The organism is Actinomadura miaoliensis (assembly GCF_039536785.1).
Lineage (GTDB): Bacteria > Actinomycetota > Actinomycetes > Streptosporangiales > Streptosporangiaceae > Spirillospora > Spirillospora miaoliensis.
Genome location: NZ_BAAAZG010000001.1, coordinates 474,279 through 491,473 on the forward strand (window position 1 = coordinate 474,279; position 17,195 = coordinate 491,473).

General features: G+C 71.6%; 14 protein-coding genes. 2 read left to right on the top strand and 12 right to left on the bottom strand.

The window, feature by feature from the left end; all coding sequences use genetic code 11:
* Window positions 1–1,068 precede the first annotated feature (1,068 nt).
* Window positions 1,069–1,554, top strand: coding sequence for a hypothetical protein (locus tag ABD811_RS02220; protein WP_344939828.1), 486 nt, complete (start codon window positions 1,069–1,071; stop codon window positions 1,552–1,554).
* Window positions 1,555–3,653: 2,099 nt separating this feature from the next.
* Here ABD811_RS02220 and ABD811_RS02225 read toward each other — a convergent pair.
* Window positions 3,654–4,160: a hypothetical protein gene (locus tag ABD811_RS02225; RefSeq protein WP_344939830.1), complete on the bottom strand. Its 507-nt coding sequence runs from the start codon at window positions 4,158–4,160 to the stop codon at window positions 3,654–3,656.
* Between the two features lie 990 nt (window positions 4,161–5,150).
* On the bottom strand, window positions 5,151–5,912 hold the full coding sequence (locus ABD811_RS02230; protein WP_344939833.1) for a helix-turn-helix transcriptional regulator: 762 nt from the start codon (window positions 5,910–5,912) through the stop codon (window positions 5,151–5,153).
* Between the two features lie 54 nt (window positions 5,913–5,966).
* On the opposite strand from ABD811_RS02230, the gene ABD811_RS02235 reads away from it, so the two are divergent.
* The gene (locus tag ABD811_RS02235; protein WP_344939835.1) at window positions 5,967–7,175 is read left to right on the top strand and encodes an MFS transporter; all 1,209 of its coding nucleotides are present in this window, start codon (window positions 5,967–5,969) and stop codon (window positions 7,173–7,175) included.
* A gap of 24 nt (window positions 7,176–7,199) precedes the next feature.
* On the opposite strand, the gene ABD811_RS02240 is transcribed toward ABD811_RS02235, so the two are convergent.
* The 10 genes from ABD811_RS02240 to ABD811_RS02285 form a co-directional block, all read right to left on the bottom strand.
* Window positions 7,200–8,228 (bottom strand): ABC transporter ATP-binding protein, encoded by a 1,029-nt coding sequence (locus ABD811_RS02240; RefSeq protein ID WP_344939838.1) that lies wholly within the window; start codon window positions 8,226–8,228, stop codon window positions 7,200–7,202.
* The gene (locus ABD811_RS02245) at window positions 8,225–9,340 is read right to left on the bottom strand and encodes an ABC transporter ATP-binding protein (RefSeq protein ID WP_344939841.1); all 1,116 of its coding nucleotides are present in this window, start codon (window positions 9,338–9,340) and stop codon (window positions 8,225–8,227) included. The genes ABD811_RS02240 and ABD811_RS02245 overlap by 4 nt, the downstream gene beginning before the upstream one ends.
* Before the next feature lie 10 nt (window positions 9,341–9,350).
* Complete coding sequence (locus ABD811_RS02250; RefSeq protein ID WP_344939844.1) at window positions 9,351–10,244, bottom strand: ABC transporter permease; 894 nt, start codon at window positions 10,242–10,244, stop codon at window positions 9,351–9,353.
* Window positions 10,245–10,254: 10 nt separating this feature from the next.
* A complete protein-coding gene (locus tag ABD811_RS02255) occupies window positions 10,255–11,181 on the bottom strand; it encodes an ABC transporter permease (RefSeq protein ID WP_344939846.1) in 927 nt (308 codons plus the stop codon).
* Window positions 11,181–12,251, bottom strand: coding sequence for a LacI family DNA-binding transcriptional regulator (locus tag ABD811_RS02260; RefSeq protein ID WP_344939848.1), 1,071 nt, complete (start codon window positions 12,249–12,251; stop codon window positions 11,181–11,183). The genes ABD811_RS02255 and ABD811_RS02260 overlap by 1 nt, the downstream gene beginning before the upstream one ends.
* A gap of 42 nt (window positions 12,252–12,293) precedes the next feature.
* The gene (locus tag ABD811_RS02265; RefSeq protein ID WP_344939850.1) at window positions 12,294–13,802 is read right to left on the bottom strand and encodes an ABC transporter substrate-binding protein; all 1,509 of its coding nucleotides are present in this window, start codon (window positions 13,800–13,802) and stop codon (window positions 12,294–12,296) included.
* A 30-nt stretch (window positions 13,803–13,832) separates the two neighbouring features.
* On the bottom strand, window positions 13,833–14,195 hold the full coding sequence (locus ABD811_RS02270) for a hypothetical protein (RefSeq protein WP_344939853.1): 363 nt from the start codon (window positions 14,193–14,195) through the stop codon (window positions 13,833–13,835).
* Between the two features lie 14 nt (window positions 14,196–14,209).
* Window positions 14,210–15,163, bottom strand: coding sequence for a DUF6772 family protein (locus ABD811_RS02275; RefSeq protein ID WP_344939855.1), 954 nt, complete (start codon window positions 15,161–15,163; stop codon window positions 14,210–14,212).
* Window positions 15,160–16,287 (bottom strand): endonuclease/exonuclease/phosphatase family protein, encoded by a 1,128-nt coding sequence (locus ABD811_RS02280; protein ID WP_344939858.1) that lies wholly within the window; start codon window positions 16,285–16,287, stop codon window positions 15,160–15,162. Before ABD811_RS02280 ends, ABD811_RS02275 begins: the two co-directional genes overlap by 4 nt.
* A gap of 232 nt (window positions 16,288–16,519) precedes the next feature.
* Entirely contained in the window at window positions 16,520–17,182 is a 663-nt protein-coding gene (locus ABD811_RS02285) for a sulfotransferase family protein (protein ID WP_344939859.1), read from the bottom strand.
* Window positions 17,183–17,195 lie beyond the last annotated feature (13 nt).

Here is a 17,195-nt window from a genome sequence, read left to right on the forward strand (position 1 = left end):
CAGAACAGTCGGACCTCCCGAGCCTCTTTGCCCTCCATGACGGCGAAAGTACGCCGACTCTGCCTGGTTCTCACACTCCGCCCCCTGCACCGAACTCTTTCCGCCTGGGGTTGATCCCAATGTGGCGAATCCGAAGGCGGGGAATTCGCGGTTTCGTTCTTGCCGCAGCTCATTCCGGTGTCGGTGTGCGGGGTGGCCGGTGCTGCTGATGCCGGTGGGTTTGGCGGTGGTTTGGGCGCTGGTGGCTCAGGTGGCGGACGGGCGGGACGGCGGTCGTGGGAGTGCTGCATTCTGTGAGCCTGGGTCGGCGGCGACCGGCCCCGCTCTTGGCGAAAGGGGAAGGCCCCCGCCTCACAGAGCCGAGGCGTCAAGCGGTCGTCCGCGCAAAGTGTTCAGGTCGTCCAGCAGCAGCGTGTGCCCGGCGTGCTCGTCCAGCAGCGGGACCGCCGCCGCAGACCTCCTCGGTGTGCACGTCGCGGCATGGGACTCGCGGACCTTGCGCCGCCGGGCACTGTCACGCCGACGCCCTCTCAAAGCGGCAGGTCAACGGCATCGACGAGCTCCCGTGGCCCGCAGGATCCGACGTGGCGTTGCGAGCCTGTGGCGGCCACAGACCGATGCAGACAGCGCGCCGACAGGATCGTGCGCAACACCGCGTGGTCGTTCGAGCGGGGCACGGCAGCAGGGCTTACCCGGATCCGGTCGGTGAAGCCGAGCCGTCGGTTCGCCGCGTCTCCCCTGCTCCCGGCGCCGGGACGCGGATGCCACCGAGTAGGACGATCCCTGCGAATGTGATCGGTGTCACAATCCGGCCATACCAAGCTAGCGCTTGTGTATTGATGAGCGCGCCGAGCGAGGCTTACTTTCGTTGCGAATCCAGATCGGCGACGCAAAGGAGGCGCCAGACCCCCGAAGACTTTGACCGCAACAGCCGACCACGACAGCAATCGGTCCCGAGGCGCGCGGGACCCAACGGCGCCCAGCGACATGGGCGAAACCGAACATCCGTCGGCTTGGCCGACCATCCCACCCGGGTGTTTCACGCGCCCACTCCAGAAAGAGAGACGCATGTCTCGCGTAACGAAGCTGGCCGCGATCACCGCGACCTCCGCCGCCGCCGTCGCGTTGACGGCCACCGCCGCCTCGGCCGACAGCTGGACCAACGGTCCGTTCACGGCCAAGGCCAACTCCAACAGCCTGGTGGTCAAGGTGGGCGGCACCACTGTCGCCACCTGCAGCGGCTCCACCCTGAGCGGCTCCATGACCAACACCGGCGCGTTCTCCGTCACGGGGGCCAACGCCACCGGATGCGGTGTCACGGTCACCCCCACCGGCTTCCCGTGGAGCGGAAGCTTCACCAGCGGCACCACCAAGATCAACGGCTTCAAGATGACCGCTCTCGGCTGCACCTACACCGGCAACCTGAGCGGCCCCTACACCGGCACCGCTCCCCCGGCCACGGTCACCTTCACCAACCAGCCCGTCACAGGATCGGGTCTCCTGTGCGCGAGCAACGTGACCGTCAGCGTCACGTACGTCTTCACGCAACCGTGATCCCCGGATCCGGCTGATCCGGCAAACCGTAAGTCCACCCCCTCGCACGGTGACCCCTGCGGCATCCCGCCGCCGGGGTCACCGCCTTTTGGGCATCTCCACAGGGATGGCCACTGACGTGGACGGGCACCGGATATGGAGATTCCCCCTGTCAATAGTTCCTCTCTGTGACGAACCTGCACTGCCCGCCATTCATATCGACAGAGGGCATTCATCCTCGTGCACAGTGACACGCCTGTACTGTTTTGCACCGCCGGGACGTTTTCGCCCGCCGGCGCCGATCTGAAAGCGACTCAAGCTCCTCGGCAAGCGTCTTGCGCCTGAGCCGCCGCCCGCACCGCCTCCTGCGCGTTGACGACCCCGCTCTCCAGCCCGGGGCGACGCGAACGCAGGAAAGCACCCCGACCCAACCGAAACCAGCAGCCCAACGGCGGCAGCAGGGGGACGCCGCCCGTGTTCCCGGTTCTTGGGCTACCTGGCGAGCACGCGCGGCCCCTGCTCTGCCATCCGACCCGCGTTGTGGAAGTGGTGCTGGCGCAGCTGCGGGGACTGCCAGCGACGCCGGACAACTACCGGAGGCCCCCGGCCACCCCGGCAAGCACGCGCGACCCCCGGGCGGCCATCCCCTCGCACTGTGGAAGGCCGTGCGGGCACTGCCAACGACGCCGGACAACTGCCGGAAGCCCCCGGCCACCCCGGCAAGCACGCGCGGCCCCCTGGTAGGTCCATCCCACCCGCGCTGTGGAAGGCGGTGCGGGGACTGCCAGCGACGCCGGACAGCTGGTGGAGGCCCCGGCCGCCCTGGTGAGCACGCGCGGCCCCTTGGGCGGCCATCCCCTCGCACTGTGGAAGGCAGTGCGGGCACTGCCAGCGACGCCGGACAGCTGGTGGAGGCCCCGGCCGCCCTGGTGAGCACGCGCGGCCCCTTGGGCGGCCATCCCCTCGCACTGTGGAAAGCGGTGCGGGCACTGCCAGCGACGCTGGACGGCTACTGGAGGACTCGGCTGCCCTGGCGGGCCTGACACTAGGAACGCCGGGGCCACCAGCGCGGGCGGCACCAGCATCCAGTGGATGCGCGAGGAGGCGCACGCCTTCCAGGAGCACAACGGGCTGGTGCCGGAGCCGGACGGGCGTCGTTGGCCCCCGCCCGCCGTCGAGCTGAACCTGCTCACCGACCGCGAACGGACGACTACGTCTACGGCGCGATCAAGGCTGGGCCAGCGTTCGCCGCGTTGTTCGTGGCGGGCTGGTGGCGGGCCCGTGGCGGAGCACCGCGACCTGGCTGGAGTCGCTGGACGGCGGCCTGTTCCGGCGATCTTCGCGCCTGGCCAAGCGGTCGCGATGGGCGTCCACGCGCAGCGCCAGGGTGGACGGGCCACGCACCCCAGCGGAGCCACCGCTCGGTAAATGCGGGCAGGGCCCAGTGCGGCTGGGCAGAGGAGTCGCCAACGGCGATCTGTGCGCAGGTGAAGCGTCATGCCGGCCCCATAGTGGTCCGCGAACGGCTTTCCCGCTCAGCGCCTACCGCCACGGGACATTGGACGAGCGTGAGCCGGGGACGATACTCATCATCTTCGGCGGCATAGCAGGTCGGGGTCGAGACCATCAAGGCCGCGGTGCGCGCTGGCGAAGAGGCGAGGCTGCTACCGCGGATCGGCATGAAGATGAAGATCGCCGATGAGGCGATTGCACTGCTCCCGCTGACTCCCATCGACCACAAGGGCGATCTCATCGCCGACATCCTGGACCGGTTGCCCCGACGCATGGCTGGACGAACCGCAACGTTGAGGGTTTGCCGGGGAGTGGCCGTGGACGGCGTCGAAAGCAGCGTCTTCCGGCGCGAGTCCGTGCGCCGACCGGGAGGAGGATCAGTGCCCGCCCGGCCACGCGCTGTCTGCATTCGTGGGTGCCCGATACCAGACACGTCCACCATCACCGGGCCGCGGGAGGCACCGCCGTCGCGTTTGGCGACCACGGCGGTGTGTCGTTGCACACCACCCGAAGACCACCGTCGTCCGTTCCACGTCCGCGCCCGGTCCGGCACGTCTCCTTGGTGAACGCGGCGAGTCCTCAGCAGGCCGCGCGGGGCGGTGGTGAACTCATCGCCGACGCAGACGAAGCAGGGCCACTACAAGGCCACCCACGATGGCCGCCCCTACAGCGAACAAGAGAGCGAGGTCATCACTGTCCTCAACGTCCTCGCCAGGCGTGGGTGGCCGACCCGGCGCAGACGGCACCGCAAGCGGCTTGCCGGCCTGGCGGGTGCCGCCGCACAGGTCAGACCGCAACCTGCCATCAACACGATCGGCGAACACCAGGTACTTCCGCCCCTTCTGGGCGTCGATCCCGCAACTGCCTTCGGAGGATGCGGTCACCACGCTCTGCCGGCGCGCGGCTTCCCCTTTATTGACCGCCTCCACATCGAAGACGAGTGTCACTGGATCATCAGAGCCGTTGAACAGCCTCAGGGGTCGGACGCGGTCGACGAGCCGCCCAGTGAACACCACATCGGCATTTCTGAACGCTTCTCTCTCGGAGACGGCCGCACAACTGCACGCACAGGCTTGCCTCGGCGTCATGATGCCCCCGAGGAGCACCACCGCCATCACCGACAACACTCGGGCAAACAATCGCAATCCGGTTGCCAGAGGCACGGCCGGTTAGACGCATCCAGGAAGCAACGGTTCCATCCATGTCCTCAACCGCGCCCTGCGAGAGGTGAGCGTCCATCTACCAGCCGAAGCTCAGGGACGAGGCGGCGGCAAAGCCGTCAGCGTCCGGCGCTTTTACAGGACGTCAACCCGACGAGGGGAGGCGACCCTCAGCTCGGCATCGAGACCTCGTGTTTGGTCAGGATCGCGTCGGCGGAACTGTCTGTGGACCAGTGCCCTGTCGGTGTTGTCGTGGGGTGCTGGCGGCCGGGATCGCGGACGGCGACCCGGCGCAGTTAGCCAGTATGGATCTTCACCCCGTTCTTGACCCGATCGACAGGCTTCGGGGTTGACAGGGCGTTCATTCGCGGTGCGGGCGCTGACCGGGCGAGCGCACTGCGACCGGTCCCCGATTCCAGCGCGTCAGAATCAGCCGCTGCAGTCCCCGACCAGTTCTGGGGAGGCCGTCCACTCGGTGAGTGATTGAGCGCACGCGTGTTCTGTCTGTTGGACGGCGCGGCTTGGACGCCTTGCCACCTGGCGCGCTCCGACCACGCGCAGAGTCCCGTTTCGTGCGGCCCCAACGCCCCAACGCCCCAACGCACCGCCTGACGCAATGCGAGCGGAGTGTCGCCCGCCCCAGGAAAACCAGAGGCTCCGAGATCCGCTTGACGGCCGTCATGGTCGCCGTCGACACGGCGACGCCCAGTGGGAGTGGCGCTCCGCACCGGCCCGCCGTTCCGGTGGGGGTGTTGCCGGGGGCGGGGCGGTCGGATCGGCCGTTGGTCGCGGCGACGGACGGCACGACGGCGCCGCAGGTGGTGCGGGTGCGGGTGCCCGAACGCACGTGTACACCGAGCACGCGGTGTCTCGTGGGTGCGGGCATCGGGGCTCGGCGCTTCCGCTTGGGCGAAGGGCTGCCGCCGCCGGCCGGCAAGGTTCGGTTTACGGTGCGGGCCTTTGGTCGGATGCTCGGTGCGCTCCTGGCGTGCATCCGAACGTGCGGCGGAAGACGTCGATGAAGGCGCTGGCGGACGACCAGCCGCACGCGTGTGCCACGGCGGTCACGGGGGTGTTCTCTGCCAGCAGGATCAGAGCGTGGTAGAGGCGCAGTTGGGTGCGCCACTGCGGAAAGGTCATGCCGAGGTCGGACCTGAAGAGGCGCGACAGCGTCCGGCTGCTCGCGCCGACCTGCTCGCCCAGTGCGGCCAGGGTGCGGTTGTCGGCCGGGTCGTTTCGCAGGATCTCGCACAGCTCCCGGAGCTGCGGGGCGGTGGGGGTGGGCAGGTACAGCGGCTGCTGAGGCGAGGCGCGCAACTGGTCGAGCAGTACGGCCCGTAGACGCTCGTGTTCGGGGCTGTTGTCGTGCGGGTCGCGGGTGTAGGCGAGGATCAGCTCGCGCAGCAGTGGACCGACGGACAGCACGGTCGGCTCGTCCAGGCCGAGCGGGTTGTCGGCCGCGGGCAGGCCGACCAGGTGCAGTTCGAGTTCGCCGTGGGCCTGGTGCGCGTGCACCGTGCCGGCCGGCACCCAGACGGCGCGGGTGGCCGGCGCGATCCACGAGCCCGCACCGGTCGTGACGGCCACCACTCCGCGGCCGGCGTAGACGATCTGGTGGTCGTCGTGGCGGTGCGCGTCGATGCCGGCTCCGGACGCCAGCCATTGGCTGCGGGTCGGCGCGACCGGCATGTGGCGGACTTTCGTCATTGGTTGGCAGCTTATCGAAAGCGCGACAACCACCCCAGCGGCGACCATGGCGCAATGCCGAGGAACAAACCCATCATCCTGCTGTCGGTCGGCCATGCCTGCGTGGACGTCTACCAGGGCGCCGTGGCCTCGCTCGTCCCGTTCTTCGTCGCCGAGCGCGCCTACACCTACGCCGCGGCCTCGGGCATCGTGCTCGCCGCGTCCCTGCTGTCCTCGGTGGCGCAGCCGTTGTTCGGCGCGCTCACCGACCGGTGGGCCATGCCCTGGCTGCTGTGGGTGAGCACGATTCTCGGCGGGCTCGGGATCGCCCTGAGCGGGCTCAGCGGATCGTACGCGCTGACGCTGGCGTTCGTGGCGGTCTCCGGGATCGGGGTCGCGGCCTACCATCCCGAGTCGGCCCGGGTCGCGCGTCTCGCCAGCCGGGGCAGCCATACGGCGATGGGCTGGTTCTCTCTCGGCGGCAACATCGGTTTCGCGGTCGCGCCCCTCATGGTCACCGCCGTCATCGCCACCGGCGGTCTTCGGCTGTCACCGCTGCTGGTGGTGCCGGCCCTCGCGGGCAGCGTGCTGTGTCTGCCCGTCCTGCGCGCCCTGGGGAAGACGGCGCGGCCCGGCCATGACACCGCGGTCCCGAAGGGAACCGACGACAGGGCCTCCTTCGTCAAGCTGTCGCTGGCCGTGGTCTGCCGGTCGGTGGTCTTCGTCGGCCTGAGCACTTTCGTCTCGTTCCACGCCCGGCAGCAGACGGACGGCGGCACGGCGGCGGGCACCGCCGCGCTCTTCGTCCTCTACCTCGGCGGTGCCGTGGGCACGGTGCTGGGCAGCCGCCTGGCCGACCGGTGGAGCCGGGTCGCCGTGGTTCGCATGGCGTATCTGACCACGGTCGCCGCCGTAGCGGGCGTGGTGTTCGTCCCGGGGCCGGCGATCTACCTGTTCGTGGCGCTGACCTCCATGGGCCTGTACGTCCCGTTCTCACTGCAGGTCACCCTCGCCCAGGACTACCTCCCCACGCGTGTCGGCACGGCCAGCGGGGTCACCCTCGGGCTGACGGTCAGCGTCGGTGGTCTCGCCAGCCCCGTCATCGGCCGCCTGGCCGACGCGACCTCCCTGCAGACGGCGCTGATCCCGCTGATCCTCATGCCCGCCCTGAGCTGGCTGCTGTTCCGCACCATGCCCGAACCGGCCGCGCCGAAGACCCTGACGGCGACCCCTCGGACCGAGGGCGACGCCGAGGCCGGACAACCCGCCGTCCAGCAGGGATGACCTGGTCGCCTGCCGCGCGTCCGGTCAGCGTCCGGGCGGTGGTGCCGTGGAGCCGGAGGAGTCCGCGAAGTGGCAGGCGACCGACTGGGGAAGGCCGTCCCGGACGGTCAGGGCCGGCACTTCCGCCGCGCAGACGTCGGAGGCCATGTAGCAGCGGGTGCGGAACCTGCATCCGCTCGGCGGCGCGGCCGGGGAGGGCACCTCGCCGGTGAGGACGATGTCGTCCGCGGCGCTGCCGGGCCGGTCGTGGACGGACGGAGCCGCCGACAGCAGCGCACGCGTGTACGGGTGCTGCGGGTCGCCGAAGACGTCGGCGGCGGTGCCGTACTCCACGACGGTGCCCAGGTACATGACCGCGACGTCGTGGGAGATGTGCCGGACGACGTCCAGGTCGTGGGAGATGAACAGGTACGCCACGCCGAGCTTGGACTGCAGGTCGGCGAGCAGGTTGAGGATCTGCGCGCGGACCGACACGTCCAGTGCGGACACCGCCTCGTCGCACACGATGAGCCGGGGTCGCAGCGCCAGGGCCCGGGCGATGGCGACGCGCTGGCACTGGCCGCCCGACAGTTCGTGCAGGTGCCGGGAGCCGTGCTCGGGCCGCAGCCCCACCAGGTCCAGCAGCCGCGCGACCTCGGCGTCGCGCCGGTCGCGGGGGACGATGCCCGGGTGCACGCTCCAGCCTTCGGCGATGACGGCGGCGACCGTCATCCGGGGGTTCAGCGAGGTGTAGGGGTCCTGGAACACCATCTGCAGGTCGCGGCTGAGGCGACGGCGCCGCCGGGGCGGCGCGGCGGCCAGGTCGGACCCGGCGAACTCGATCGTCCCGGCGAAGGGCGGCCGCAGTCCCACGATCGCGCGCGCGAGCGTGGACTTGCCGCAGCCGGACTCGCCGACGATGCCGAGGGTGCGGCCCGCCCTGACGGTCAGGTCGATCCCGGCGACGACGGGCACGCGGCTGCGGCCGAATCCGTGCCGTCCGGGCCGTTCGTATCCGGCCTCCAGGCCGCTGACCCTGAGGACCACGTCGGTGTCGGGCGCGGTGACGGTCATGCGGTCTCCTCGGTCGGCGGAGTCGGCGGGGTCGGCGGAGTCGGCGGGGTGGCGGTGGCCGGGGCGGGGGCGGCGGGCGACGCGGCGGTCACCTGGTCGGAGTGGTGGCAGGCGACGGCGCGGCCGCCGTCGGTCGCCACGAGCGGCGGGTCCTCGGTGCGGCAGACGTCGGTCGCGAACGGGCAGCGCGGGTGGAACGCGCAGCCGCCGGGCGGGCGGCGCGGGTCGGGCGGCAGGCCGGGGATCGGCTTGAGCCGGGTGCCCGGCTGCGCGCCGGCGGCCTCCGGCATCGCCTCCAGGAGGCCGAGCGTGTACGGGTGCGCGGGCCGGGTGTAGACGGCGTCCAGCGGGCCCTGCTCGACGATCCGGCCCGCGTACATGACCGCGACGTCCTGGGCGAGCCGTGCGACGACGCCGAGGTCGTGCGAGACGAGGAGGGTGGCGAGGTCGTCCTCGCGCTGCCGCCGCGCGAGCAGTTGCAGGATCTGCGCCTGGACGGTGACGTCCAGCGCGGTCGTCGGCTCGTCGGCCAGCAGCACGGACGGGCCGAGCGCCAGCGCCATCGCGATCACGGCGCGCTGCCGCATGCCGCCGGAGAACTCGTGCGGATGGTCGCCGAAGCGCGCCGCCGCGTCGGCGATGCCGACCTCGCGCATCAGCGCGACGGCCCGCTCGCGGGCCTGCCCGCGGCCGAGGCCGAGCCGGCGCCGGAACGGCTCGGCGATCTGCCAGCCGACGGGGAAGCCGGGGTTGAGCGCGGCCATCGGGTCCTGGAAGACCATGGCGACCTGGTCGCCGCGGGCCTCGCGCCAGCGGCGGGCGGAGAACCCGCCGGTGTCCTCGCCGCCGAGCAGGACGGTGCCGGCGGTGATCTCGGCGCCGGGCGGCAGCAGCCCGATCAGGGCGAGCGAGGTCAGGCTCTTGCCGCTGCCGGACTCGCCGACCAGGGCGAGCACGCGTCCGCGGCGCAGGGTGAGGGAGATGCCCCGCACGACGGGGGTGACGTGCCGTCCGGAGCGGAATCCGATGTGGACGTCGCGCAGTTCGGCGGCGGGCTCGCCGGCGGGGTCCGGGGGCGAGTCCGGGGCGGGGTGGGTGGCGGAGATGGTCATGGGGTGCCTCTCAGAGCTGGGCGCGCGGGTCGGCCAGGTCGCGGAACGCGTCGCCGACGACGCCGACGCCGGTCACCACGGCGGCGAGCGCGAGCGCGGGCACGGTGGAGATCCACCAGGCGGAGCCGAGGTAGTCGCGGCCCGCCGAGACCGTCGCGCCCCACGACGCGACGTCCGGCGGGATGCCGAGGCCGAGGAAGCTCAGGGACGCCTCGGCGACCATGGTCAGGCCGATCTGCACGGTCGCGGCGACCAGCAGCGGCTGCCAGCAGTTCGGCAGCACGTGCCGGACGAGGATGCGCAGGTGGCCCGCGCCGAGGACGCGGGCGGAGTCCACGAACTCCAGGTGGCGGGTGGCCAGCGCCGAGGCGCGCACGACGCGGGCGAAGATGACCCAGCGGGTCACCGCGAGGGTGATGACGACGTTGGTGATGCTGGGGCCGAGCACCCCGGCGATCAGGATGGCCAGCAGGATCGAGGGGAAGGCGAGCTGAATGTCGCCGATCCGCGACAGCACGGTGTCGGTCCAGCCGCCGAAGTAGCCGGCGGCCAGGCCCGCGACGAGCCCGATGGCGCCGCCGATGAGGACGGTGGCGAGCGCGACGATCAGCGAGACGCGGCTTCCGGCCAGCAGCGTCGCGAGCATGTCGCGGCCGACCTGGTCGGTGCCGAGCCAGGCGACGGAGCCGTCGCCGAGGCGTGAGCCGGGCGCCAGCAGGCGGTGCGGCAGGTCGGTGGCGACCGGGTCGTAGGGCCGCAGCAGGGGGCCGACGATCGCGGCGAGGACGAACAGGGCCAGGACGGCCAGGCCGATCCAGGCGGTCACGGGCAGGCGGCGGCGCGCCGAGTCGCCCGGGGCGGTCGCCGCGGCGGGAACCGCGGGGGCGGGTGCGATGGTGCTCATGGACGATCCCCTATGCGTTCTCGGGGGTGAGGCGCGGGTCCAGTGCGACGCACAGCACGTCGACCAGGAGGTTCAGCGCGATGTAGGAGACGGTGATCGTCACGATCGCGGCCTCGACCACCGCGTAGTCGCGGTTGGTGATGGCGTCCACCATCAGCGACCCGATGCCCGGCCAGGAGAACACGACCTCGACGATGACGGCGTTGGCGATGAAGTTGCCCATCAGCAGCCCGAGCACGGTGACGACGGGCAGCGCGATGTTGCGGGCGACGTGCACGTACATGACGGCGGTCTCGCCGGTGCCCTTGGCGCGGGCGGTGCGGACGTAGTCCTTGGCGCTCTCCTCCAGGGCGCCGTTGCGCACCAGCCGGGCCAGCCAGCCGACGAACGGAAGCGCGAGCGTCACCGACGGCAGGATCACCGCCAGGGCGCCGCCGCCGGCGGTGCTGGGCAGCCAGTTCAGCCAGCGCGCGAACACCAGGATCAGCACGATGCCGACCCAGAAGGACGGCAGCGCCTGCCCGGCCAGCGAGCCGGTGGACACCAGCAGGTCGGCGATCCTGCCGGGACGGCGGGCGCACGCCATGCCGAGCGGGAACCCGACCGCGATGGTGATCAGCAGCGCGAGCGCCGCGAGCGCGAGCGTGGCGGGGAACCGGTCCAGCGTCGCGGCCATGGCGCCGCCGCCGAGCCGCCACGAGTCGCCGAAGTCGCCGTGCAGCACCTCCCCCATGTGCGTCAGGTACTGCCGCCACAGCGGCTGGTCGAGGCCGAAGTCGGCGCGCACCGACGCGATCTGGTCGGCGCTGGCGTCCGGGCCGAGGATGAGGGTGGCCGGGTCGCCGGGCACCACCCGCACGACCACGAACACCAGGCTGATCGCGCCGAGGGCGACGACGATCGCCTGCCCGGCGCGGTGGAGCAGGAACCGGCCCATCAGGGCACCTCCGGGGTGGAAGCGCGGACGACGACCTCGGCGGGCAGCAGGATCTGGCGGGGCGAGCCGGAGACGTCCCGTTCCGCCCGGGCGCCAGGGCGCGCCATCAGTTCGAGGAGCCGGTCCACGGCGGTGGCGCCGACCTGCGCGGCGGGCAGCCGCACGGTGGTCAGCGGAGGGGCGAGGTAGGCGGCGAAGGGATGGTCGCCGTGGCCGACGACCGCGACGTCACCCGGGATGCGCAACCCGTGCTCGCCGAACGCCCGGTACAGCCCGAGCGCGAAGTAGTCGTTGCCGGCCAGGACGGCGCTGCCGGGCCCGACCCGCCGGGCGAGGTCGCGGCCGATCGCGTAGGAGTCGATCGGGTCCCAGGGCTGGGAGCTGGCCTCGCGGCGCCGCGTGGGCACCTTGATCAGGTGGTCGTCGCCGACCGTGAGACCGTGCTCGGCCAGCACGTCCCGGAACCCGCGGACGCGCTCGGCGACCGGGGAGATGTCCAGGTCCTCCTCGACCAGGTACAGGTCGCGGGCGCCGGCGGCCACCAGCAGTTCGGTGGCGCGCCGGGCGCTGTCGCGGTAGTCGACGCCGACCAGGTCGGCGTCCAGGCCGGGCAGGTCGCGGTTGAGCAGCACGACGGGGGTGCCGGACTTGCCGAGCCGCTCCCAGTGCTCGGTGCCGTGCTGCACCGGGACGGCCAGGACGCCGTCCACGCCCCAGCGCATGAGCTCCTCGGCGACGCGCCGTTCGTTGTCGACGCTGTCCTCGGTGACCATCAGCATCAGCGAGTAGCCGTGCACGCGTCCGCGCGCCTCGATCGCGCTGATCAGCCGCGCGTAGAACGGGTTGGACGGGTTGGTGATGACCAGCCCGATCGTCATCGCGTTCTGCAGCACCAGGGACCGGGCCATCGTGTTCGGCACGTAGCCGAGCCGGTCGGCCTCGCGCCGCACCCGTTCACGGGTCTCCTCGCTCACCGCGTCCTTGCCGGCCAGGGCGCGGGACACGGTGTTGACCGACAGGTCGAGCGCGGCGGCGATGTCGCGCAGGGTGGCCCTGCGGCGCGGCGTCATGGCGTCCTCCCGGGTGCGGCGGTTCCGGCGTGGTTCATGGCATCACCCTCTGCGGACCGCGGACAGGTCCGGCTGGTTGTTCGCCGCGGGCGTGAAGCCGGTGAGGTCCGACCGCAGCCCGTACGCCGTGGTGAGCGCGGCCGGGAAGATCCCCACCGCGTCCGACCAGATGGTCTTGCAGGCCTCGGCGTACAGCCGCGCCCGGGCCGCGGTGTCCTGCTCGGCCCCCGCCGCCGCGAGGACCTTGTCGAGCGCGGGGTTCTTGTAGCCCATCCGGTTGGCCTTGGAGGTGTACAGGCGGCCGAGGGTGAAGGCGGCGTCGCCGGTCGTCACCGTGTTGGTCTGCAGTTCCATGTCCCAGTCGAGGGCGTTGAGGCGCTGCAGCCACTGGGCCTTCTCGATGCTCTGCGGCGTGACGGTCACGCCGATCTCGTCCCACGCCGAGATCATCGACTGGGCCAGCTCGCGGGCGAGCGGGCCGGTCGCGTCGAACCACATCATGGTGGTGGTGAAGCCGTCCGGCAGGCCCGCGTCCCGCAGCGCCCTGCGGGCGGCGCCGGGGTCGTGGGGGTACGGCGGCTGCTCGGCGAACCCGAACACGGTGGACGGGATCGGGGCACGCATCCGCTCGGCGCCCGCCCCGAAGAGCTTCCCGACGATCTCCTCCAGGTCCAGCGCCTGGATCATCGCGCGCCGCACCCGGGGGTCGGTGAACGGCTTGCGCCCGCAGTTGAACCAGGTCAGGTAGTAGGTCCAGCTCGGCACCGCGGCGACCCGGACGCCGCGGTGCCCGCGGACCTCGCCGAGCTGGTCGGAGGGGACCGGCCACAGCAGGTCCACGTCGCCGTTGCGCAGCGCCGTGATCGCGCTGGAGGTCTCGGCGATGAACGGCATGGAGATGCCCGGCAGCGCGGCGGGGCCGCCCCAGTACCCGTCGAACCGGGCCAGCTCGACGTTGGTCGAGGGGGTGAACCCGGTGACCCGGAACGGCCCCGAGCCGATCGGCCGGCGTTTCTGGGCGGGGTCGGCGACGAGCCGCGCCGGGACGATGAACAGCAGGGTCAGGTTGACCGGCAGCGTCGCCATCGGCCCGTCGGTCTCGAACGTGACCGTGTGGTCGCCGTCCGCCCTGGCGGACTTGACCGTCGCCCACAGCGCGCTCTGGGCCGACTTCACGGCCTTGGTGCGTTCCAGGCAGGCCACGACGTCGCGCGCGGTGACCGCGCCGCCGTCGTGGAACCGCACGCCCTGCCGCAACTGGAACACCCAGGTCGTGTCGCCGACGCGTTTCCACGACGCGGCGAGGCCCGGGACGAGCCGGTCCCCGTCGCGGCGGACCAGGGTGTCGAACACCAGCCGCTTGACGATCAGCGACGCCTCGTCCACCGCCGTGCCCGCGTTGTAGGGGTCCAGGTCGGTGACCGGCTGCCCGAACGCGGCGCGCAGCGACCCGTCCGGCGCGGCCGCGCCCGCCCGGGCGCATCCGCCCAGCGCGACGGCGGACGCCGCCAGCCCGGTCAGGGCGAGGAACTCGCGCCTTCCCAGCTCCATGCCGCCTCCTCTCAGCTCCGCTCGGGCGCGCTAGCTCTTCAGCGCGAGATAGATGAGCACCTTGACGCCGGGGGTGTCGGCGCCTTCGGCGTCGCCGGCGGTTCCGGCGTCGGACTCGACCGTGCCCTTCAGCCGCAGCCAGCCGCCGAAATTGGTGGAGGCCCAGCTTTCCAGGTCGTCGGTGACCTCGCGGGCGGGCTCGAGGTCGCACCAGTGCAGCCCGTCCGGGGAGATCTGCGTCGTGACGCGCAGCCGGGCGCCGGGGTGGGTGCGTTCCAGCGTCCGGACGAACCAGCGCGCCTCGGCGGCCCAGGCCGCCTCGTACGGCTCGGTCGCGAACTCGCCCGACAGGGTGCGGGCGCGTTCCAGGACGGCGGTGAACGACTCGCGCATGTTGGTCGGGCTCCTCACCAGTCCACCGAGATCAGTACCGAGTCCAGGTACAGGAAGTTGCGCACGTCGGTGTGCGTCCTGACCGAGACGTAGAAGTTGAGCAGGTTCTCCAGCGAGCCGTACTCCTCGTCGTACGGCGGCACCGGCACGTCGCGCATGTCGTACACGACGTCGTTGACCTGCAGCTCCACGTTGGAGCGGGTGCTGGTGTCGATCACCCAGCGGACGTAGTGCCAGTTGACCTTGGTCGGCACCTCGTTGTAGCAGAGCTCCTGCGGCCCGCCGAACGGCTTCCAGTGCTCCGGGTCGGGCGCGGTGAAGTCGGCGGTCGGCGGCAGCTTCACCTTGCCCTGGAAGTGCTCGCGCGGCGTCGGCTCCGGCACCGTCGGGTACACCCACTCGCGGCGCAGCTCGTTGTCCAGGCCGGTGTTCAGGTACCGGGCGACGCAGTGGTAGCGGACGCCGTCGCAGATGTCGGTGGCGATGGTGAACGCGCCGAACTGCTGCTCGGACGGGTGTAGGTTCGCGTCCCACTCCCCGGCGCCCGCCTTGGTCGCCGCCTGGTTCTCCGCCGAGTGCGCCTCGGTCTTGAACGTCAGGTACGCCTCGAACTGCACCTTGCCCCGGCCCGCCATGGTCAGCCGCCGGATCGCGACGGCGGTGTGCCCCGCGAGGGGACGGGTCGCGACCTTCAGCGCGTAGGTGCCCGACATCGCGCCGTGCGTCCCCACGTCGAAGAAGTTGCAGGAGCTGAGCTGCGGCGGCCGGAAGTCGCGCATGTGGTCGTCGACCGTGTCGAGGTTCCCGTACCCGTCGTAGTTGCCGAGCAGCTCGATCCAGCCGTGCGTGCCGGTGTTGAACTGGTCGTAGGTCAGGATGCGCCGCAGGGGGCTGAACCGGGAGATCTCCGGGTCGGCCAGGCGCAGTTCGGCGGCGAGGGCGCCGGGTTCGATCGCGGGTACGGTCATCGGGCGGGCTCCTCGATCCGGACGGTCGCGTGCACCATGTTGTGGTCCGAGCGCAGCAGGTCCCACGCCGCGCCGGACTGGGCGGTCGTCTGCGGGACGAGGGTCCACTGGCGGACCGGCGTCCCGGCCTTGACGAAGATGTGGTCGATCTTGTCGGGGCCCTGCGGAAGCGGGATCTTGCCGCCGTTGAACGACATGTACTCGTCCCCGTAGCGGCGGTTGGCCGGCGCGGTGTCGTGGGCGTCGCTGTAGCCGAGGTCGGCGAACGCGTCGTAGGCGCTGGCGCCGTCCTCCTGCGAGGCGGAGTTCATGTCCCCGGCGAACACGACCGGCAGCTTGCGCGTGTAGGCGTTGTCGCGGGTCAGGTACTCGGCGGTGCGGCGCGCGTCGGCGTACCGGACCTGGTCCCAGTTCTTGGTCCAGCCGTTGGGGTCGGTGGCGCCGTTCTTGCGGTACTCCAGGTGCATGTTGACCACGACGAAGCGCATCCCCGTGACACGGTCGCGCAGGGTGTTCCACGTCATCGTCTTGCCGTAGATCTCGGTGGAGTCGGGTAGCCACAGCAGGTCGTGCGGCAGTTCCCGGCCGCGTTCGTCCAGGTGGGAGAAGCGGCGGGCGTCGTAGTAGGTGTAGCGCCCGGCGCCGGACTTCAGCGGGTAGCCGTACCGCGGGTGGCGGGCGCCGGCGTAGTCGGCGGGGGCCTCCTCGTACCCGCGGGCGCGCATCGCGTCGGTGAGCGGCTTGCGGTAGGACTCGACGTCCACGATCGGCTGCGTCGGGGTGGCGTTGTTGCCGATCTCCTGGGTGACCACGACGCCGGCGCGGGCCCGGACGATGTCGTCCGCCACGGCCGCGGCGCGTCCGTCCGCCCACGGCGGGAGCTTGGTCGCGCAGTCGCGGCCGATGGTGGCGACGCAGATCTCCTTGGTCGGCAGGCAGCCGTGCCCGCAGACGTTGTAGGTCGCGATCCGCAGGTCGAGCTTGTGGGCCGGCCGTCCGGCGGCGGGCCCGCCGCCGGACGCGGGTGAGGCGGACGCGGGCGAGGCGGACACGGCCATCGCGGCGGCGCAGGCCGCCGCGGCGAGCGCGCCCGCCAGGCGGGCGGGGGGACGGAACGTCCTCATGCGTGAGGGGAACCTTTCCATGTCGGCTGGATCACATTAACGTTAACGTGATCGTTCACACACCATGGTTGGTTCGCCACTGCCCTGTCAATAGCCGAAAAGGAAGCGACCCGGCCGTCCTCGCGATAGGACAGCCGGGCCGCAGTCGTTCCGTCACCCGGGACGCGGTCGCCTCGCTGACGCCGCGGGCGGCCGCGCCGGGCCGGCGGGTGGTGCGGTGACGCGCAGACCGCTAGGCGATGCCCGCGGCGCCCGCGCTGCCCGCACGGCGAGCGTCGATGAACTCGGCGAACGCCCCCTGGTCGTTGCGGTGCGGGAACGGCTCGTCGGGAACCTCGACGCCCAGGAAGCCGCACAGCGGCTCCCATCCCTGGCGAGCCTCGAAGACCAGCAGCCGCTCGGCGGGCAGCGCGCGTCGCACCGCCTCGTTGTGCTCGGTGAACGTGCGGACGGCGTGCTCCCTGTCGGCGAAACGGCCGCCGAACACCCCGTCCCACACCACCTCATGGGACATCTCTCGTATGCCGGCGAACACTGGGTCGACACCGGACTCCGGGAGCGGGGCCATGGCCGCCTCGTAGATGCTCCGGTGAGCGCTGTCGTACCAGCTCTCGGGGTCACGGGTGGTGAGGATGACCTTCGCGGCGGGAAACGCGTCGGCGATCTCCCGCCAGAACCGCGCGCCCGGCCAGTCGACGGTCGCCCGGTAGTTCTTGTAGATCTCCGTCCAGTCCACCGCCTCGCCCCGGGCGGCCCGCTTCCACAGCGCGATCTGGCCGGGGTCGTCGAACAAGGCCAGCATGTGGTGGCAGGGGCCGAAGCCGAGCCGTTCCAGCGCGGCCTTGAGGGAGAGTGTTCCGGTGCGTCCGAATCCAACGCCGATCACGTCGAGCATGGTGACTCCTTGA

Excerpts from the sequence above, each read along its gene's own strand:
- ABD811_RS02235 (WP_344939835.1), top strand. The coding sequence starts at position 5,967 with ATGCCGAGGAACAAACCCATCATCCTGCTGTCGGTCGGCCATGCCTGC.
- ABD811_RS02245 (WP_344939841.1), bottom strand. The coding sequence starts at position 9,340 with ATGACCATCTCCGCCACCCACCCCGCCCCGGACTCGCCCCCGGACCCC.
- ABD811_RS02240 (WP_344939838.1), bottom strand. The coding sequence starts at position 8,228 with ATGACCGTCACCGCGCCCGACACCGACGTGGTCCTCAGGGTCAGCGGC.
- ABD811_RS02275 (WP_344939855.1), bottom strand. The coding sequence starts at position 15,163 with ATGACCGTACCCGCGATCGAACCCGGCGCCCTCGCCGCCGAACTGCGC.
- ABD811_RS02285 (WP_344939859.1), bottom strand. The coding sequence starts at position 17,182 with ATGCTCGACGTGATCGGCGTTGGATTCGGACGCACCGGAACACTCTCC.
- ABD811_RS02280 (WP_344939858.1), bottom strand. The coding sequence starts at position 16,287 with ATGAGGACGTTCCGTCCCCCCGCCCGCCTGGCGGGCGCGCTCGCCGCG.
- ABD811_RS02230 (WP_344939833.1), bottom strand. The coding sequence starts at position 5,912 with ATGACGAAAGTCCGCCACATGCCGGTCGCGCCGACCCGCAGCCAATGG.
- ABD811_RS02255 (WP_344939846.1), bottom strand. The coding sequence starts at position 11,181 with ATGGGCCGGTTCCTGCTCCACCGCGCCGGGCAGGCGATCGTCGTCGCC.
- ABD811_RS02260 (WP_344939848.1), bottom strand. The coding sequence starts at position 12,251 with ATGACGCCGCGCCGCAGGGCCACCCTGCGCGACATCGCCGCCGCGCTC.
- ABD811_RS02265 (WP_344939850.1), bottom strand. The coding sequence starts at position 13,802 with ATGGAGCTGGGAAGGCGCGAGTTCCTCGCCCTGACCGGGCTGGCGGCG.
- ABD811_RS02250 (WP_344939844.1), bottom strand. The coding sequence starts at position 10,244 with ATGAGCACCATCGCACCCGCCCCCGCGGTTCCCGCCGCGGCGACCGCC.
- ABD811_RS02225 (WP_344939830.1), bottom strand. The coding sequence starts at position 4,160 with ATGGCGGTGGTGCTCCTCGGGGGCATCATGACGCCGAGGCAAGCCTGT.
- ABD811_RS02220 (WP_344939828.1), top strand. The coding sequence starts at position 1,069 with ATGTCTCGCGTAACGAAGCTGGCCGCGATCACCGCGACCTCCGCCGCC.
- ABD811_RS02270 (WP_344939853.1), bottom strand. The coding sequence starts at position 14,195 with ATGCGCGAGTCGTTCACCGCCGTCCTGGAACGCGCCCGCACCCTGTCG.